Source organism: Streptomyces sp. NPDC003379, assembly GCF_053589195.1.
In genome coordinates this window covers 483,430-501,805 of record NZ_JBSFRK010000001.1, presented here as the reverse complement: position 1 = coordinate 501,805, position 18,376 = coordinate 483,430, and the positions used below count along the sequence as shown (strand labels likewise).

Here is an 18,376-nt window from a genome sequence, read left to right as displayed (position 1 = left end):
CGGGGCTACACCGGGCCCGCCACCGCCGCCACCGGCTTCGCGAGCGAGACCCCCGAGCCGTCGCGGCGCGGGTCGATCTCCGGCAGCTCGGCCGGTGCGCCGTTGCGCTGGGCCGCGCGCGGGGGTGTCGGGCCCGCCCAGGCGATGCTCAGGCAGTCCTCGCCCTTCAGGAACCGCTGGACGCGCACACCGCCCGTGGCGCGGCCCTTGCGGGGGTACTGGTCGAACGGCGTGAGCTTGGCCGTCGTCTGCACCGAGTCGTCGAGCGTGCCGCGCGAGCCCGCCACAGTGAAGACGACCGCGTCCACCGCCGGGTCCACCGCCGTGAAGGAGATGACCTTCGCGCCGTCAGCGAGCTTGATGCCCGTCATACCGCCCGCGGGACGGCCCTGGGGGCGCACCTGGGATGCCTGGTAGCGCAGCAGCTGGGCGTCGTCCGTGATGAAGACCAGGTCCTCCTCGCCGGTGCGCAGCTCGGCCGCGCCGACGATCCGGTCACCGTCCTTGAGGGTGACGACCTCCAACTCCTCCTTGTTCGACGGATAGTCCGGCACCACACGCTTGACCACGCCCTGCTCGGTGCCGAGCGCCAGGCCCGGCGAGGACTCGTCGAGCGTCATCAGGCAGATCAGCTTCTCGTCCCCGGTCAGCGGAAGCAGCTCCGAGACCGGCGCCCCTCCGGAGAGGTTGGGCGCGCCCATCGTCTCCGGGAGCTGCGGCAGGTCCACTACGGAGAGGCGCAGGAGCCTGCCCAGGGACGTGACCGCTCCCACCTCGCCGCGCGCCGTGGCCGGCACCGCCGAGACGATCGCGTCATGCTTGACGCGCTTGGTCTCGCTGTCCGTGAAGGGGTCGCCGTTGGCCGTGCGCGCCAGCAGGCCCGTCGACGACAGGAGCACGCGGCACGGGTCGTCCGCCACCTGGAGCGAGACCGTCGCGGCCGGGGAACCCGCCGACTCCAGGAGCACCGTGCGCCGGTCCGTGCCGAACTTCTTGGCGACGGCGGCCAGTTCCGAGGAGACCAGCTTGCGCAGCTCGGCGTCCGACTCCAGGATGCCGGTCAGCTCGTCGATCTCGCCGTTGAGCCTGTCGCGCTCGGTCTCCAGCTCGATGCGGTCGAACTTGGTCAGCCGGCGCAGCGGGGTGTCCAGGATGTACTGCGTCTGGATGTCGCTCAGCGAGAAGCGCCCGATCAGGCGCTCCTTGGCCTGCGCGGAGTTGTCGCTGGACCGGATGAGGCGGATGACCTCGTCGATGTCCAGGAGCGCGATCAGCAGGCCGTCGACCAGATGCAGACGGTCGCGCTTCTTGCCGCGGCGGAACTCGCTGCGGCGGCGCACCACGTTGAAGCGGTGGTCGAGATAGACCTCCAGGAGCTCCTTGAGGCCGAGGGTGAGAGGCTGGCCGTCCACCAGCGCCACGTTGTTGATGCCGAAGGACTCCTCCATCGGCGTCAGTTTGTACAGCTGCTCCAGGACGGCCTCCGGGACGAAGCCGTTCTTGATCTCGATGACCAGGCGCAGGCCGTGCGAGCGGTCGGTGAGGTCCTTGACGTCGGCGATGCCCTGCAGCTTCTTCGCGCCGACCAGGTCCTTGATCTTGGCGATGACCTTCTCGGGCCCTACGGAGAAGGGCAGTTCGGTGACGACGATGCCCTTGCGGCGCGCCGTCACGTTCTCCACGGTGACCGTCGCCCGGATCTTGAAGGAGCCACGGCCCGAGTCGTACGCGTCCTTGATGCCGTTCAGGCCGACGATCCTGCCGCCCGTGGGCAGGTCGGGGCCCGGCACGTACTTCATCAGCGTCTCGAGGTCGGCCCCCGGGTGCTTGATGAGGTGGCGGGCAGCGGCGATGACCTCGCCGAGGTTGTGCGGCGGCATGTTCGTCGCCATGCCGACCGCGATGCCCGACGCGCCGTTGACCAGGAGGTTCGGATACGCCGCGGGGAGTGCGGACGGCTCCATCTCCTGGCCGTCGTAGTTCGGCTCGAAGTCGACGGTGTCCTCGTCGATCGACTCCGTCATCAGGGAGGTGGCGTCGGCCATCTTGCACTCGGTGTACCGCATGGCGGCCGGCGGGTCGTCGTTGCCGAGCGAGCCGAAGTTGCCGTGGCCGTCCACCAGCGGGAGGCGCATCGAGAAGGGCTGGGCCATGCGCACCAGGGCGTCGTAGATCGACGCGTCGCCGTGCGGGTGCAACTTACCCATGACCTCGCCGACGACACGGGCGCACTTCACATAGCCGCGGTCGGGGCGCAGCCCCATCTCGTTCATCTGGTAGACGATCCTGCGGTGCACCGGCTTCATGCCGTCGCGGGCGTCCGGCAGGGCCCGGGAGTAGATGACCGAATACGCGTACTCGAGGAAGGAGCCCTGCATCTCGTCGACGACGTCGATGTCGAGGATCTTCTCCTCGAACGAGTCGTCGGGCGGCGGGGTTTTCGTGCTGCGGCGGGCCATCGCTGCTGCGGCTCCTTCACCAACATGTGCGGGATCTGACGCCGACCATTGTGGACTGTCCCACTGACAACGCCGACCACGACCCGTGCGGCGGCGTCACTCGGGACTGCCCGACGCGGAACTGCGCCGACGCGGGACTACGCCGAGGGCGGACCGGGAACTTCGCCAGGTGTCCGCACGCTTGCATACAGTGGCAGGACTGGCAGCAATTGTTCTGGTCCAGCGATGATCACCATGATCCAGCGATCGAAGGGACGTACATGCCCATGGGTCACACGGCCACAGCCGAGGCCGGCTCCGGCGGCCTGACAGCGACCGAGCACCGGCTGGCCAATGGCCTGCGCGTGGTGCTCTCCGAGGACCACCTGACCCCGGTCGCCGCGGTCTGCCTCTGGTACGACGTCGGCTCCCGCCACGAGGTCAAGGGGCGTACCGGCCTGGCTCACCTCTTCGAGCACCTGATGTTCCAGGGATCGAAGCAGGTGCACGGCAACGGCCACTTCGAGCTGGTCCAGGGAGCGGGCGGCTCGCTCAACGGCACGACGAGCTTCGAGCGCACCAACTATTTCGAGACGATGCCCGCCCACCAGCTGGAGCTGGCCCTGTGGCTCGAAGCCGACCGGATGGGCTCACTGCTGTCCGCGCTCGACGACGAGTCCATGGAGAACCAGCGCGACGTCGTCAAGAACGAACGCCGTCAGCGCTATGACAACGTCCCGTACGGCACGGCCTTCGAGAAGCTGACCGCCCTCTCCTACCCGGAGGGCCACCCCTACCACCACACGCCGATCGGCTCCATGGCCGACCTGGACGCGGCCACCCTGGAGGACGCGCGCGACTTCTTCCGGACGTACTACGCGCCCAACAACGCCGTCCTGTCGGTCGTCGGCGACATCGACCCGGAGCAGACGCTCGCCTGGGTCGAGAAGTACTTCGGGTCGATCCCCTCGCACGACGGCAAGCAGCCGCCGCGTGACGGCTCCCTCCCGGAGCGCATCGGCGAGGAGCTCCGCGAGGTCGTCGAGGAGGAGGTGCCGGCCCGCGCCCTGATGGCCGCCTACCGCCTCCCGGAGGACGGCACGCGCGCGTGCGACGCGGCCGACCTGGCGCTGACCGTCCTCGGCAGCGGCGACTCCTCCCGGCTCTACAACCGGCTCGTGCGCCGCGACCGCACCGCCGTCGCCGCGGGCTTCGGCCTGCTGCGCCTGGCCGGTGCCCCCTCGCTGGGCTGGCTGGACGTGAAGACCTCCGGGGACGTCGAGGTGCCGGTCATCGAGGCGGCCGTCGACGAGGAGCTCGCCCGCTTCGCCGCGGAGGGCCCCACTCCGGAGGAGATGGAGCGCGCTCAGGCCCAGCTGGAGCGCGAGTGGCTCGACCGGCTCGGCACGGTCGCGGGCCGCGCCGACGAACTGTGCCGGTACGCGGTCCTGTTCGGCGACCCGCAGCTCGCCCTCACCGCCGTGGGGCGCGTCCTCGACGTCACCGCCCAGGAGGTCCAGGAGGTGGCGAAGGCCCGCCTGCGCCCCGACAACCGCGCGGTGCTCGTGTACGAGCCCGTGACGGCCGCCGAGGACATCGAAGAGACCGTCGCCGACGGGACCGGCATCGACGGGCTCGCCGGCGCCGAGATCGAAGAAGAGGAGGCGGCGAAGTGAGCGAGGCCGCGACGATGCAGTTCCATCCACAGCCCGAGCCCGGCCAGGCCAAGCCGTGGGCCTTCCCCGCCCCCGAGCGAGGCGCGCTGCCCAACGGCCTCACGGTGCTGCGCTGCGACCGCCCCGGCCAGCAGGTCGTCGCGGTGGAGGTCCACCTGGAGGCGCCGTTGGACGCCGAGCCGGAGGGCCTCGACGGCGTCGCCACGATCATGGCGAGGGCGTTCAACGAGGGCACCGACAAGCACTCCGCCGAGGAGTTCGCCGCCGAGCTGGACCGCTGCGGCGCCACGATGGACGCGCACGCCGACCACCCCGGTGTCCGTGTCTCCCTCGAAGTCCCCGTCTCCCGCCTGCCGAAGGCGCTCGGTCTGCTCTCCGACGCCCTGCGCGCCCCCGCCTTCGCGGACAGCGAGATCGAACGACTCGTACGCAACCGCCTGGACGAGATCCCGCACGAGGCCGCCAACCCGGCGCGCCGCGCCGCCAAGGAGCTCTCCAAGCAGCTGTTCCCGGCGAGCTCGCGCATGTCCCGCCCCCGCCAGGGCAGCGAGGAGACGGTCGCGGCCATCGACTCGGCGGCGGTGCGCGCCTTCTACGAGAAACACGTGCGCCCCGCGACGGCCACCCTGGTCGTCGTCGGCGACCTCACGGGCACCGACCTGGACGCCGTCCTGGCGGACACCGTCGGCACCTGGACGGGCGGCATGGCCGAGCCGCGTCCGGTGCCCGCGGTGACCGCCGACGACACGGGCCGCGTGGTCATCGTGGACCGCCCCGGAGCCGTGCAGACGCAGCTGCTGATCGGCCGCGTCGGCCCGGACCGGCACGACCGGATCTGGCCCGCCCAGGTCCTCGGCACGTACTGCCTGGGCGGCACCCTCACCTCCCGCCTGGACCGCGTCCTGCGTGAGGAGAAGGGATACACCTACGGCGTACGCGCGTTCAGCCAGGTCCTGCGCTCCGCGCCGGACGGTACGGGCGCCGCGATGCTCGCCATCAGCGGATCGGTCGACACCGCCTCCACGGGGCCCGCGCTGGAAGACCTCTGGAAGGTCCTGCGCACCCTCGCCGCGGAGGGCCTGACCGACGCCGAGCGCGACGTGGCGGTGCAGAACCTGGTGGGCGTGGCCCCGCTCAAGTACGAGATGGCCGCCTCCGTGGCGGCCACGCTCGCCGACCAGGTCGAGCAGAACCTCCCGGACGACTTCCAGGCGCAGCTGTACCGCCGGTTGGCCGCGACCGGCACCGTGGAGGCCACCGCGGCCGTCGTGAGCGCCTTCCCGGAGGACCACCTGGTGACGATCCTCGTCGGCGACGCCGCGCAGATCGAGGAGCCCGTCAGGGCGCTCGGCATCGGTGAAGTGAGCGTGGTCAGCGGCTGAGCGCCGACCGGGCACCGACAGCGGTGACGGACTGGGCGCCAGCAGCGACGAACTGAGCGACAGTCAAGACATATCGGACCCCGGTGACCGTTACGGCCGCCGGGGTCCTCATATGTCCGAATTCATATGGAGGTTGCCTGTCTGCCGTGTGGCGTGCGCAACAAAAGTGGCGATCTGTTTGTCGATTGAAAGTCGGCGCGCTTAGCTTCGATCCGGCTGTTCGTCACGCAGTACGTCGCATCCGCGGCACCGGACAGCCATCGCCGAGTCCCCGTACGGCGCGAGCCAGGGGAGCCGGGGACCCACATGTCCCCTGGGGTGAATCGGGCACCTTGCCGTCAGGCGAGGGGCTCGTAGGAGACCTTCCTGCTCCGAACCCGTCAGCTAACCCGGTAGGCGAGAAGGAAGGAAAGGATCAGCCGCTTCATGGCGTTCACCCGTGCCACCGGGAAGCACCGTCGTCCCAGCCGCCTCACCCGCACCTCCGCGAGCGTCGCGGGTGTCGCCGCGCTCACCACGACCGGTGTCATCGGAGGCCTGGCCGCTCCGGCGCTGGCCGCCGCCGACGACGCGGCCGTCGAGCACATGGGACTCACGCAGGCGATCTCCGTAGGCGACTCGCTCGCCGAGAGCATCGACGCGCAGGCCGCCGCGCAGCGGCAGGCGGCCGACGACGCGGCCGCCGCCAAGATGGCCGAAGCGGCCGCCAAGAAGAAGGCCGCCGAGGACAAGCGCAAGGCCGAGGCCGACGCCAAGGCGAAGGCCAAGAAGGAGCGCGAGGCCAAGGAGCGCGCCGCCCGCGAGGCCGAGCGCAAGCGCCTCAATACCTACGTCTCCCCGATCTCCGGCTCGTACGTCTCCACGGGCTACCAGACCGGCGGTGCCATGTGGTCCTCCGGCAGCCACACCGGCGTGGACTTCCACGCCGCGTCCGGCACTCCGGTCCACGCGGTCGGCTCCGGCACCGTCGTCGAGGCCGGCTGGGGCGGCGCCTACGGCAACAACGTCGTCATCAAGATGAACGACGGCACGTACACCCAGTACGGCCACCTGAACTCCCTCGGCGTCACCGTCGGTCAGACGGTCACCCCGGGCCAGCAGATAGGCCTCTCGGGCTCCACGGGCAACTCCAGTGGCCCTCACCTCCACTTCGAGGCCCGCACCGGCCCGGAGTACGGCTCGGACATCAACCCCGTCACGTACCTTCGCTCGCACGGCGTCAACGTCTGACCCCTTCGCACCTCACCGAAGGCCCCGGCTCTCCCGAGCCGGGGCCTTCGTCGTTTCCCCGGCCCGCGTGCCTTTGGTCACCCGCCCGCCTTTGGCCAAAAGATATCCATGGATTCCGGCCCGCCATCGGAAATTCCGAAGCTCTGCAATAGAGTCACCGAACGAGCGTCGGTCGACCGCGTTTCGCGGGGATTAAGGCGGAGGTCCGGACATGCGTATTCCCGCGCATTCGGTGTGCACGGCCATCCGGGACGACATTGTCGCCGGTGTCCACGAAAGGGGCGGCCGGCTCACCGAGGAGGTTCTCGCGCGCCGCTACGGCGTCTCCCGCGTTCCCGTGCGCGAGGCCCTGCGCACCCTGGAGGCCGAGGGCTTCGTCGTCACGCGCAGGCACGCGGGCGCCTGCGTCGCCGAGCCCACGGAGCAGGAGGCCGCCGACCTCCTGGAGCTGCGCATGCTGCTGGAGCCGCTCGCCGCGGCCCGCGCCGCCCAGCGCCGCACCGACGCGCACCTGAAGGTCCTGCGGGGCCTCGTCAGGCTGGGCCTTGAGCGCTCCAGGAGGGGGCAGGGGGAGGATCTGCGCTCACTGGGCGGCTGGTTCCACGAGACGCTCGCCCAGGCCTCCGGCAGCCCCGGGCTGATCACGCTGCTCACCCAGCTCCGGCGCAAGATCGCCTGGATGTACGTCGTCGAGCCCCCGGTCGCGCCGGTCGCCTCCTGGTCCGAGCACGCGGCGATCGTCGACGCGGTCGCCCGCGGGGACGCGGAACGGGCCAGGGCGCTCACCGCGGGGCACACGGACCGGGCGACGGCCGCGCATCGATTGCGCCATTCATCGCGGGTCGGCCGTGTGAGCAATGTGCAACATGCCGTAAACACGGCAGGCCTGCCGAATTAACGTGGGCGCCGTATACAAAGAGAGCCGCCAGGGGTGCTTTGGCTAAGTCAATTCAGGGCGGATATTTTTGCTGCCCGAATTCAGGCGCCGCATTCGCCGGATGAGTGGCAGGCAAAACGAAGGGCCCACTCTGTGTTCCGGAGTGGGCCCTTCGAAGGGTGCTGCGTGGTGGTTCAGACCGTCTCCGGGAGCTCCTCAAGGCCCTCCGCGACCAGCTTCGCCAGACGGTCGAGGGCGGCGTCCGCGCCCTCGGCGTCGGAGGCGAGCACGATCTCCTCGCCGCCCTGGGCGCCCAGGCCGAGCACCGCGAGCATCGAGGCGGCGTTGACCGGGTTGCCGTCGGCCTTGGCGATCGTCACGGGGACGCCGGCGGCCGTGGCCGCGCGGACGAAGATGGAGGCGGGTCGGGCGTGAAGGCCCTCGGCCCAGCCGACGTTGACGCGGCGCTCAGCCATGTGTTGCTGCCCTTCCAGGTGTCTCACACTTGTCTAGACCATTGTCTCATGCCGTCACGGGTGCTCCGTCGGCCGCCTTCGGCCTCTCCCAGCCTGCCCCGGCCCGAGCGGCCCCGCGACCCGTACCCTGGCCCCATGCAGACCCCGTCGGATCAGCAGGATCGGCATCAGCAGGACCGGCCCGACCACCCGTCGCACTGGGAAGCCGATGTGGTGCTGCGCGACGGAGGCACCGCCCGGATCAGGCCCATCACGGCCGAGGACGCGGACCGCCTGGTCAGCTTCTACGAGCAGGTCTCAGACGAGTCGAAGTACTACCGCTTCTTCGCGCCCTACCCGCGGCTGTCCGCCAAGGACGTGCACCGCTTCACGCACCACGACCAGGTCGACCGGGTGGGTCTCGCGGCCACGGTGGGCGGTGAGTTCATCGCCACCGTGCGCTACGACCGCATCGACGAGCGCGGCATGGCCGCCAGCGCGCCCGCCGACGAGGCCGAGGTCGCCTTCCTCGTGCAGGACGCCCACCAGGGCCGGGGCGTGGCCTCCACACTCCTCGAACACATCGCGGCGGTCGCCAGGGAGCGCGGCATCCGGCGCTTCGCCGCCGAGGTGCTGCCCGCCAACACCAAGATGATCAAGGTGTTCACGGACGCGGGCTACCAGCAGAAGCGCAGCTTCGAAGACGGCGTCGTCCGCCTTGAGTTCGACCTGGAGCCGACCGACCGCTCGCTCGCCGTGCAGCGCGCCCGCGAGCAGCGCGCCGAGGGGCGCTCGGTACAGCGGCTCCTGACGCCGGGTTCGGTCGCGGTGATCGGCGTGGGCCGCACCTCCGGCGGCGTGGGCCGCAGCGTGCTGCGCAACCTCCAGGAGGCGGGCTTCACCGGCCGCCTGTACGCGGTGAACAGCGCGTACGACGAAGGCGCCGAGGTCGACGGGGTGCCCGCGCACCGCTCCGTGGCGGCCATCGAGGAGCCCGTGGACCTCGCGGTGATCGCCGTACCCGCCGACCGGGTGCCCCAGGTCGTCGCCGAGTGCGGTGAGCGCGGGGTGCAGGGCCTTGTGGTGCTCTCCGCCGGGTACGGCGAGAGCGGCGCGGAGGGCCGCGAGCGACAGCGCGAACTGGTGCGCCGGGCGCGGTCGTACGGCATGCGCATCATCGGACCGAACGCCTTCGGTGTCATCAACACATCCCCCCGTACGCGGCTCAACGCCTCGCTCGCTCCCGAGCCTCCCGCGCGCGGGCGCATCGGTCTGTTCACCCAGTCCGGCGCCATCGGCATCGCGCTGCTGTCCGGTCTGCACCGACGGGGCGCGGGCCTGTCCACGTTCGTCGGCTCCGGAAACCGCGCCGACGTCTCCGGGAACGACCTCCTTCAGTACTGGTACGAGGACCCGGACACCGACATCGCCCTGATGTACCTGGAGACCATCGGCAATCCCCGCAAGTTCACCCGCCTCGCGCGCCGGGCCGCGACCGCCAAGCCGCTCGTCGTGGTGCAGGGCGCCCGGCACAGCGGAATCGCGCCCACGGGCCACGCGGTCCAGGCCACGCGCCTGCCGCACGCCACGGTGTCGGCGCTGCTGCGCCAGGCGGGCGTCATCCGTGTGGACACCGTCACCGAGATGGTCGACGCGGGGCTGCTGCTCGCGGGGCAGCCGCTGCCGTCCGGCCCCCGGGTGGGCATCCTCGGCAACTCCGAGTCGCTGGGGCTCCTCACGTACGACGCGTGTGTCGCCGACGGGCTGCGTCCGCTGCCGCCCCGCGACCTCACGACCGGGGCCACGCCGGCCGGCTTCCGGGCCGCGCTCGCCGAGGCGCTGTCCGACGACGGCTGCGACGCGGTGATCGTCAACGCCATCCCCTGGGTGCGCGAGGACGGGGTCGCCGCCGCCCCCGAGACGCTGGCCACGGAGCTGCGGGCCGCCGCGGCGGGGTGCCCGGCGAAGCCGGTGGCCGTCGTCCACGTCGAGCTGGGCGGGCTCGCCGAGGCCCTGTCCGCCGCGACCAGCACCCGGCCCGGCGCCCCCCCGAAGGAGCCCGACCGCGCCGACCCCGTCGCCCCCGCGCGGCCCGTGCCCACGGCCGAAGGGGAGACGCCGCCGAGCGCCGCACCGGGAGCAGCCGAGCCCCCTGCGGAGCAGTACCGCATCCCCGCCTACCCCGCCGCCGAGCGCGCCGTCCGTGCTCTCTCCGAAGCCGTCAAGTACGCGCAGTGGCGCCGCGAGGCCGCCGAGCCCGGCAAGGTGCACGAGTACGACGACATCGACGAGAGCGGGGCCGCCGAGCGCATCACGGAGCTGCTGGCCCAGGAGGACGACCCGCGCGGCGCCACCCTCGCCCAGGCTGACGCCCACGAACTGCTCCGGCGGTACGGCATCCGCGTACGACGTGCCCTCCCCGCCCCCGACCCGGACGCGGCCGCGCACGCCGCGCGCACGCTCGGCTACCCCGTGGCCCTGAAGACCACCGCCCCGCATCTGCGCCACCGTGCCGACCTCGGCGGGGTCCGGCTCGACCTCGCCGACGAGGAGCAACTGCGACGGGCGTATCAAGAGTTGATCAACGCGTTCGGCAAACCCGCCGAGCTGCGGCCCGTCGTCCAGGGCATGGCGCCGCGCGGCGTCGACACCGTCGTGCGCGCCGTCATCGACCCGGCGGCCGGAGCGGTGCTCTCCTTCGGGCTCGCGGGCGCGGCCTCCGAACTGCTCGGTGACACCGCCCACCGCCTCATCCCGGTCACCGACCGGGAGGCCGCCTCGCTGATCAGATCCATCCGGACCGCGCCGCTCCTGTTCGGCTGGCGCGGCTCGGCGCCCGTCGACACCCCGGCTCTCGAAGAGCTGCTCCAGCGGGTCTCCCGGCTCGTCGACGACCACCCCGAAGTGGTCGGCGTCTCCCTGGAGCCCGTGGTCGTCGCCCAGCGCGGCCTCTCCGTGCTCGGCGCCTCCCTCCGGCTCGCGCCCCCGCCCGCCCGCGACGATCTCGGCCCGCGTACGCTCCCGGGATACTGAAGCGCGCGTTCCGGGCACAGGGGCGGCCATGGGGGCACCGTGCGCCCCGCGCCGGGCCGTAGGATGGACGGCATGGCAAAGACCGGTACGACGACCCAGGGGCTGCGCGCGGCGATCGAGCGCAGCGGCTACTACCCGGCCCTCGTGGCCGAGGCGGTGGAGGCCGCGATCGGCGGCGAGGCCATCGGGTCGTACCTGGTCCACCAGGAGACGACGTTCGACGCCAACGAAGTGCGCCGGCACGTCACGGTCCTCGTCCTGACCGGCACGCGGTTCATCGTCAGCCACACCGACGAGCAGGCGGCGGACAGCACGTCCCCGACGCCATACGCGACAACCTCCACGGAGTCGGTCAAGATCGACCGGATCTCCTCGGTCGTCCTCAGCCGTGTCGTCGCCAACCCGGAGAAGTATGTTCCGGGCACGCCGCCCCGCGAGGTCGTCCTGACCATCGGCTGGGGCGCCGTCTCCCGCATCGACCTGGAGCCCGCGGCCTGCGGCGACCCCAACTGCGAGGCGGACCACGGCTACACCGGCAGCTCGACCGCCGACGACCTGAGCCTGCGCGTCAGCGAGGCCGGAGACGGCCCCGACGCCGTCCGGCAGACCCTCGCCTTCGCCCAGGCCCTGTCCGAGGCGACCGCGGAGACCGCTCGCTGATGTCGCTGCCCGCCTGGGACGACGTGGAACCGATCGCCCTCGACACGGCCCCCGTGCCCGCGTACGGCTCCGGCTCCCTCGCCGACCTGCTGCCCACGCTCGTCGCCCACCAGGGCGTGCCGGGATACGAAGCACCGGCCATCGCGGAACTCGCCCCCGCCGACCGGAACTGCGTCTTCCTGATCGACGGCCTGGGCTGGGAACAGCTCAAGGCACATCCGGCCGAAGCCCCCTTCCTGACCTCGCTCCTGCACAGCTCGCGGGGCGGCACCGGGCAGCCCATCACCGCGGGCTTCCCCGCCACCACCGCGACCTCGCTCGCCTCGGTCGGCACGGGCCTGCCGCCAGGCGCCCACGGCCTGCCCGGCTACACCGTGCGCAACCCCGCCACCGGCGAGCTGATGAACCAGCTCCGCTGGAACCCGTGGACCGACCCGCGCAAGTGGCAGCCCTACCCGACGGTCTTCCAGCAGGCCCACGACGCGGGCGTGCACACCGCCCAGGTGTCGTCCCCGACCTTCGAGAACACCCCGCTCACCAAGATCGCCCTGAGCGGCGGCTCCTTCCGGGGCAAGCTCTCCGGAGAGGACCGCATGGACCTCGCCGCCAAGCAACTGGCAGCGGGCGACCGGTCCTTGGTCTACACGTACTACGCGGAAGTGGACGGCAAGGGCCACCGCTTCGGCGTCGACTCCGACGCCTGGCGCGGCCAGCTCATGTACGTCGACCGGCTCGCCCAGCGTCTCGCCGAGCAGCTGCCGCCGCGCAGCGCCCTGTACGTCACCGCCGACCACGGCATGCTCGACATCCCCTTCGACGACGCCTCCCGCATCGACTTCGACGAGGACTGGGAGCTGCGCGCCGGCGTCGCCCACCTCGGCGGCGAGGGCCGCGCCCGCCACGTCTACGCGGTGCCCGGCGCCGTGAACGACGTCCTGACCGTGTGGCGCGAGGTGCTCGGCGAACAGTTCTGGGTCGCCTCCCGCGACGAGGCGATCGCCGCGGGGTGGTTCGGTCCACACATTGATCAACGTGTGTACGAGCGCCTCGGTGACGTCATCGCCGCCGCGCACGACGACGTCGCGATCATCGCCTCGGAGCGCGAGCCCAAGGAGTCCTCGCTGGTCGGCATGCACGGCTCCATGACCCCTGTGGAGCAGCTCGTCCCCCTCCTCGAAGTACGCTCCTAGCCGTACGCCCCTCTGCCGGCGCCCCCGACTCCGCACGCCCCCCGAAAGGTCCGCGACCCCCCATGCCCGAGCTGGTGTTCTTCTCCGGAACGATGGACTGCGGAAAGAGCACGCTGGCTCTGCAGATCGAGCACAACCGCTCCGCCCGCGGACTCCAGGGGATCATCTTCACGCGGGACGACCGGGCGGGCGAGGGCAAGCTCTCCTCGCGGCTGGGCCTCGTCACCGACGCCATCGAGGCCGCGGACGACTTCGACTTCTACGCCCATCTCGTCGACCACCTCTCCCAGGGCGGCCGCGCGGACTACGTGATCGCGGACGAGGCGCAGTTCCTGGCTCCGGAGCAGATCGACCAGCTCGCGCGGGTCGTCGACGACCTCGGCCTCGACGTCTTCGCCTTCGGCATCACCACGGACTTCCGCTCCAAGCTCTTCCCGGGCTCGCAGCGCCTGGTCGAGCTCGCCGACCGCGTCGAGGTGCTCCAGGTCGAGGCCCTGTGCTGGTGCGGCGCCCGCGCCACGCACAACGCCCGCACCATAGGCGGCGAGATGGTCGTCGAGGGCGCCCAGGTCGTCGTCGGCGACGTCAACCAGTCGGCGGACGAGGTGGGGTACGAGGTCCTGTGCCGCCGCCACCACCGGCGCAGGACGACGGCGGCGACCGCACGCGCGGGCGCACTCTCGCCGGACGTCCTGCCGGTGGACGCGGCCACCGCCCGCGCCTGACTCAGGCGCGGGCGTGTGAGCGTACGACGGTGAAGACCGCGCCCTCCGGGTCGGCGACCGTCGCCTCCCGGCCGTGGGAGCCGTCACGGGCCGGTTTGACGAGCTGGCCGCCGAGTTCGACGACCCGGTCCACCGCCTCGTCCACGTCGGCGACCTCGAAGTACGTCATCCAGTGCGGGCCCCGGTCGCGCGGCAGCGCCTCGCCCACGCCGTGCATGGACGCCACCGGACGCCCCTCGACGTGCAGGGTCAGATAGTCGAAGTCGGCCGAGACGACGGCCTCTTCGGTGTAGCCGAACACGGCTTCGTAGAACGTGGCGACGCTCGCGGTCTCCTGCGTCACCAGTTCGTTCCAGGCCGGTGCGCCCGGCTCCCCGATCACCGCGCTGCCCAGGTGCCGCGCGGCCTGCCAGAGCCCGAACACGGCACCCGTGGGGTCCGAAGCGATGGCCATCCGCCCCGCCTTGCCCGCGGTGATCGGGCCCACGCCGACCGTGCCGCCGCAGTGCCGCACCGCCTCGGCCGTCGCGTCCGCGTCGTCCGTCGCCAGATAGGGCGTCCAGGCGATGGGCAGATGCCGGTCGGGCGGCAGTTGGCCGATGCCGGCCACCTCCCGGCCGTCCAGGAGCGCCCGCACATAGGGGCCGAGCTGCTCGGGACCCGGCCGGAACTCCCAGCCGAAGAGCGCTCCGTAGAACTCCTGGGTCGCTGTCAGGCCATGCGCCATCAGGCTCACCCAGCAGGGTGTGCCAGGGGCGTTTCGACCGGCTCCCGTGCCGTCGCGCTGCCCTGCGGACGCCTGTGCCTCGGTCATCGTCACCCTCTCCTCGGCCTTCGTGGTGGCCGCTTCACTTCCGCTCCCGAACGCGCGCACCCTCGCCGCCGCGTATGCGCCCCTGCAGATGCTCGCACCACCTGATCCGCCGCGCGTCCCGGCCGCGCCGCACTGCCGGGCTTCTCGCGGAGGATGCCCGTTTTACGGTGTCTCATCCATCGGGCGCGGTCCGGCGGAGCAGGGTAACCGGACCTTGGCCGAACGGCCACCCCATGCGCAAGGATGGGACCCATGAACGCCATCATCTCCGCATCCGAACTCGCGAGCGACCTGGCGGGCGAGAATCCGCCGGTCGTGCTCGACGTCCGCTGGCAGCACCAGGGCTCGATGCGCACCGCGTACGAAGAGGGGCACATCCCGTCGGCGGTCTTCGTCGACCTGGACGCCGACCTGGCAGGACCCGCGGGGGCCGGTGGCCGGCACCCGCTTCCCGACGTGGACCGCTTCGGTGCCGTGATGCGGGCGGCGGGGGTCTCGCCGGACCGGGACGTCGTGGTGTACGACGGTGGCCAGAACTGGGCGGCCGCGCGCCTGTGGTGGATGCTCCGCTGGACGGGGCACGCGTCGGTACGCGTCCTTGACGGAGGCCTCGCCCTGTGGACCGGCCCGCTGGAGCAGGGCGACGGGGCGGCCCCGGCGCCGGGGTCCTTCGAGCCGGCCCCCAACAGCACGGACTTCCTCGACGCGGACTCGGCCGCCGCCCTGGCCCGCTCGGGTCTGCTCCTGGACGCCCGCGCGGGCGAGCGCTACCGCGGTGAGGTCGAGCCGATCGACCGGGTGGCCGGGCACATCCCGGGCGCGGTGTCGGCCCCGACCACCGAGAACGTCGAGGCGGACGGCCGCTTCAAGCCGGCCGCCGAACTGGCGGACCGCTTCAAGGCGCTGGGCGCCTCCGGCACCTCGGAGGTCGGCGTCTACTGCGGCTCGGGCGTCTCGGGCGCCCACGAGGTGCTTGCCCTGGCGGTGGCGGGGATTCCGGCCGCGCTGTACGTCGGCTCGTGGTCGGAGTGGTCGGCCGACGGCTCCCGTCCCGTCGCGACCGGCCCGGACCCGCAGTAGGCCGCAGGCACACGCGTGAGGGCCCCGCACCAGCGGGTGCGGGGCCCTCACGCCGTACGTATGACCAGTCCTGGTCCGTACGACTACTCCTGCTTCTTGCGGCGCGTGCCGAAGACGATCTCGTCCCAGCTGGGCACCGCGGCGCGGCGTCCGGGGCGCACTCCGTCGGCCTCGGCCTGGCGGTCCGTGGAGCCGACGAGGCGGTCCCGGTGGCTGGCCACCGAGCGCGGCATGAGCACGTCCGCGTACGCCGAACCGGCGCCGGCCGATGCCGCGGGGGCCTCCTCGGCCTCCGGCTCCTGCTCGGACTCCTCCGGGGCGGGCGGCGGCAGTTCCGTGGTGGTCGTAACCGCGGGGCGCTCCGGTACGACCATGTCACCGCGGAAGCTGGGCACCGCCTCCAGGAGGCTGGTCAGCGAGTCGCGCTCCTGCTCTGCGACCGCGGGCCCCGCATCGTCGCCCTCCTCCGCCGGATCGCCGGGGGAGGGGATGCTCTGGCGGTCGAGCTGCCGGTCCAGGGCGCGGTCGAGCGGCCGGTCCAGGGGACGGTCCCGGGGGAGCCGGGCGATGCGCGGCACGAACGGGAAGCTGGGCTCGGGCGCCGCGATGTCGTCCGTCTCGCCGATCAGCGAGCGCGCCTCGTCGTCCACGGCCTGTACGAGCCGCCGGGGCGGGTCGTACGTCCAGCTCGCGGAGTGCGGCTCGGTCGCGACGCGGTAGACGAGCAGGACCTCCCAGGTGCCGTCGTCACGGCGCCAGGAGTCCCACTGGACGGATTCCTTGTCGGCGCCGCGCAGCAGCAGCCGCTCCTGGACCGCCTCGCCGAGCTGGGGCCCCGTGTTCTCACCGGGACGGCGCACGGGGGTCTTTCTGGCCCGCTCCGCCATGAAGGCCCGCTCGGCCAGCACCGGTCCTTCGAAGCGGCGGACACGATCGACGGGGATTCCGGCGAGCTGCGCCACTTCTTCCGCGCTGGCACCGGCACGTATCCGCGCCTGGATGTCGCGCGGGCGGAGGTGGCTCTCCACCTCGATCTCGATCTGTCCGAGTCGGGGCCGGTCGCCGCGGACGGCCGCACGCAGCCGTTCGTCGATCGGAAGCGTGTACTCCGTGCTGTCCGCAGCCTTCAGCACCAGCCGTGTGCCGTCGTTGCTGACGGCCACGACACGCAGTTCGGGCATGGGGACCTCCCGGGTGGTGCCTGCCGACGTCACGTGCGTCGCTGCTTCCGCTAGTCGAGTGTGGCCTGCCCGGGTGCAGCCTGCCACAACCTTGCCGAGTTGCCCGGCGTGTCGGGCGGGGGCCCTGGATCGCCGTTATGGCACGGTTACCATTTTGCAACGCTAAGTGACGACGTTCGTCACCCTGTGCGGCCAGCCCCCCACCCGGCGGTTCTGGAAGGCCCCGGGCACCCTGGCGGGAGACCGGACCCAGGGCTCGCAACAGTACTCCATTCGGGCCACGCGGGTGGACCGCCGCGCCGCCGAACTTCTCATGGGGGAAGGGAGTTGGTGGCCTTTTTCGGTGCGGTGACCGGCGCATGGGTGGCGCACTTCACGGAAACACCAGAAACGGAACTAATCGATTCGCCCATACGTCCCCCTCTCGTGTGGTCAGTCGAAAAGGTCAGAAAGGCAGGCAAGGGTCGGAGATGCGAATAAAGCCGGATTCCGGCAAGGAGTCGGAGGACCAGGAGGAGCCGGAGGAGAAGCGGCGCCTCGATCTCAGCGTGCCGCAGGTGGCGGGGAGCGCCATCGCCGCGGTCGTGGCGGCGAAGCTGGCCTCGAACCTCGGCGTCTACGGGACCATCCTCGGCGCCGGCGTCGTGAGCGGCATCGCGACCTGCGGCGGCACGATCTTCCAGCACTTCTTCAAGCGTACGGGTGAACAGATACGCGTCGTGGCGGTGCAGGCCAAGCCGAAGGCGCACCAGGTTCCCGTGACCACCTCCACATCGGTGCCCGAGACGTTCAGGACCTCCGCCTCCGCCTACCCGGGGGCCGCGTCCCCCACCGGGCCGGTGACCACGACGTGGGGCAGACCAGGACCACGGGACGCCGACGCCGGGTCGGATGCGGCCGGAACGGACGCGACCACAGTGCTGCCGTCCGCGGCGGACGCCGACCCGACGACCGTCCTGCCGTCGGTGGCCGCCGACCTCGACGCCGACAAGACGCAGTTGCTCGGCTCGGTCGACGCCACCCGGCTGCTGCCCCGCGACGACGCCACGCGCGTGCCCCTCCCGTCGGACGAGTTCACCGACGGCACCACGCACCGCGCGCGGATCCGTAGCTGGAAGCGGCCGTTGATCGCGGCGGCTGTCGTCTTCGGTGTCGCCATGGCGGGGATCACCACGTACGAACTGGTCTCCGGGGAGGACTTCAGCGGCGGCAAGGGCACCACGATCAGCAACCTCACGGGGAACGACACCTCTCCGAAGAAGCCGTCCACGCCGTCCGGGGAACCGACAGGGCAGCCCTCGGACAACGGCACTTCGGGGACGGGCGACGGTTCCCAGAAGGGTGACGGCACCGCGACGCAGGACCCGAACGGGACCGGCGGCCAGACTCCGGATCAGGGCACCGGCACGGACACCGACGGCTCCAAGAACGACCCTGACAAGGGCTCCGGCACGGACTCGGACAAGGACAAGGGCACCGACTCCGGGGACGACGGTTCCAAGACGGACCCCACGCCGACGCCGCCCCCGACCCCCACGCCGTCGAGCGGCACCGGGACCGGCAGCGGCAACGACAACGGCACGGGCACCGGCGGCGACGCGCAGCAGGGCGAGACCACCAGCCCGTAGGCGGGCG

14 protein-coding genes and 1 riboswitch are annotated in these 18,376 nt (G+C 71.8%); of the genes, 10 read left to right on the top strand and 4 right to left on the bottom strand.

The genetic code is table 11. The features are described 5' to 3' along the window. Positions 1-5 precede the first annotated feature (5 nt). Entirely contained in the window at positions 6-2,459 is a 2,454-nt protein-coding gene (locus tag ACWDVB_RS02050) for a DNA gyrase/topoisomerase IV subunit A (RefSeq protein ID WP_451515441.1), read from the bottom strand. A gap of 260 nt (positions 2,460-2,719) precedes the next feature. On the opposite strand from ACWDVB_RS02050, the gene ACWDVB_RS02045 reads away from it, so the two are divergent. The 4 genes from ACWDVB_RS02045 to ACWDVB_RS02030 all read left to right on the top strand — a co-directional run bounded on the left by ACWDVB_RS02045 (position 2,720) and on the right by ACWDVB_RS02030 (position 7,624). Next, complete coding sequence (locus ACWDVB_RS02045; RefSeq protein ID WP_451515442.1) at positions 2,720-4,114, top strand: M16 family metallopeptidase; 1,395 nt, start codon at positions 2,720-2,722, stop codon at positions 4,112-4,114. Then, a complete protein-coding gene (locus tag ACWDVB_RS02040; protein ID WP_451515443.1) occupies positions 4,111-5,496 on the top strand; it encodes a M16 family metallopeptidase in 1,386 nt (461 codons plus the stop codon). Before ACWDVB_RS02045 ends, ACWDVB_RS02040 begins: the two co-directional genes overlap by 4 nt. A 251-nt stretch (positions 5,497-5,747) precedes the next feature. Continuing rightward, positions 5,748-5,909, top strand: a riboswitch (cyclic di-AMP (ydaO/yuaA leader). Between the two features lie 13 nt (positions 5,910-5,922). Beyond that, positions 5,923-6,726: a M23 family metallopeptidase gene (locus ACWDVB_RS02035; protein WP_451515444.1), complete on the top strand. Its 804-nt coding sequence runs from the start codon at positions 5,923-5,925 to the stop codon at positions 6,724-6,726. A gap of 211 nt (positions 6,727-6,937) precedes the next feature. Beyond that, on the top strand, positions 6,938-7,624 hold the full coding sequence (locus ACWDVB_RS02030) for a GntR family transcriptional regulator (protein ID WP_451515445.1): 687 nt from the start codon (positions 6,938-6,940) through the stop codon (positions 7,622-7,624). Between the two features lie 173 nt (positions 7,625-7,797). On the opposite strand, the gene ACWDVB_RS02025 is transcribed toward ACWDVB_RS02030, so the two are convergent. Beyond that, on the bottom strand, positions 7,798-8,079 hold the full coding sequence (locus ACWDVB_RS02025; RefSeq protein WP_030021209.1) for an HPr family phosphocarrier protein: 282 nt from the start codon (positions 8,077-8,079) through the stop codon (positions 7,798-7,800). A 135-nt stretch (positions 8,080-8,214) separates the two neighbouring features. Here ACWDVB_RS02025 and ACWDVB_RS02020 point away from each other — a divergent pair, with 135 nt between their 5' ends. The 4 genes from ACWDVB_RS02020 (at position 8,215) to ACWDVB_RS02005 (ending at position 13,666) form a co-directional block, all read left to right on the top strand. Continuing rightward, complete coding sequence (locus ACWDVB_RS02020) at positions 8,215-11,091, top strand: bifunctional acetate--CoA ligase family protein/GNAT family N-acetyltransferase (protein ID WP_451515446.1); 2,877 nt, start codon at positions 8,215-8,217, stop codon at positions 11,089-11,091. A gap of 72 nt (positions 11,092-11,163) precedes the next feature. Further along, positions 11,164-11,751: a DUF5998 family protein gene (locus ACWDVB_RS02015; protein WP_451515447.1), complete on the top strand. Its 588-nt coding sequence runs from the start codon at positions 11,164-11,166 to the stop codon at positions 11,749-11,751. Beyond that, positions 11,751-12,941, top strand: coding sequence for an alkaline phosphatase family protein (locus ACWDVB_RS02010; protein ID WP_451515448.1), 1,191 nt, complete (start codon positions 11,751-11,753; stop codon positions 12,939-12,941). Before ACWDVB_RS02015 ends, ACWDVB_RS02010 begins: the two co-directional genes overlap by 1 nt. Before the next feature lie 62 nt (positions 12,942-13,003). Continuing rightward, the gene (locus tag ACWDVB_RS02005; protein WP_451515449.1) at positions 13,004-13,666 is read left to right on the top strand and encodes a thymidine kinase; all 663 of its coding nucleotides are present in this window, start codon (positions 13,004-13,006) and stop codon (positions 13,664-13,666) included. Position 13,667: 1 nt separating this feature from the next. Here the strand turns inward: ACWDVB_RS02005 and ACWDVB_RS02000 are convergent, their stop codons facing one another. Continuing rightward, entirely contained in the window at positions 13,668-14,480 is an 813-nt protein-coding gene (locus ACWDVB_RS02000; protein ID WP_451515450.1) for a VOC family protein, read from the bottom strand. Between the two features lie 252 nt (positions 14,481-14,732). On the opposite strand from ACWDVB_RS02000, the gene ACWDVB_RS01995 reads away from it, so the two are divergent. Next, positions 14,733-15,560, top strand: coding sequence for a sulfurtransferase (locus ACWDVB_RS01995; protein ID WP_451515451.1), 828 nt, complete (start codon positions 14,733-14,735; stop codon positions 15,558-15,560). 83 nt (positions 15,561-15,643) lie between these two features. Here the strand turns inward: ACWDVB_RS01995 and sepH are convergent, their stop codons facing one another. After that, positions 15,644-16,741: a septation protein SepH gene (sepH, locus tag ACWDVB_RS01990; RefSeq protein WP_451515452.1), complete on the bottom strand. Its 1,098-nt coding sequence runs from the start codon at positions 16,739-16,741 to the stop codon at positions 15,644-15,646. A 470-nt stretch (positions 16,742-17,211) separates the two neighbouring features. On the opposite strand from sepH, the gene ACWDVB_RS01985 reads away from it, so the two are divergent. Further along, on the top strand, positions 17,212-18,369 hold the full coding sequence (locus ACWDVB_RS01985) for a hypothetical protein (protein WP_451515453.1): 1,158 nt from the start codon (positions 17,212-17,214) through the stop codon (positions 18,367-18,369). The last annotated feature ends 7 nt before the right edge of the window (positions 18,370-18,376 follow it).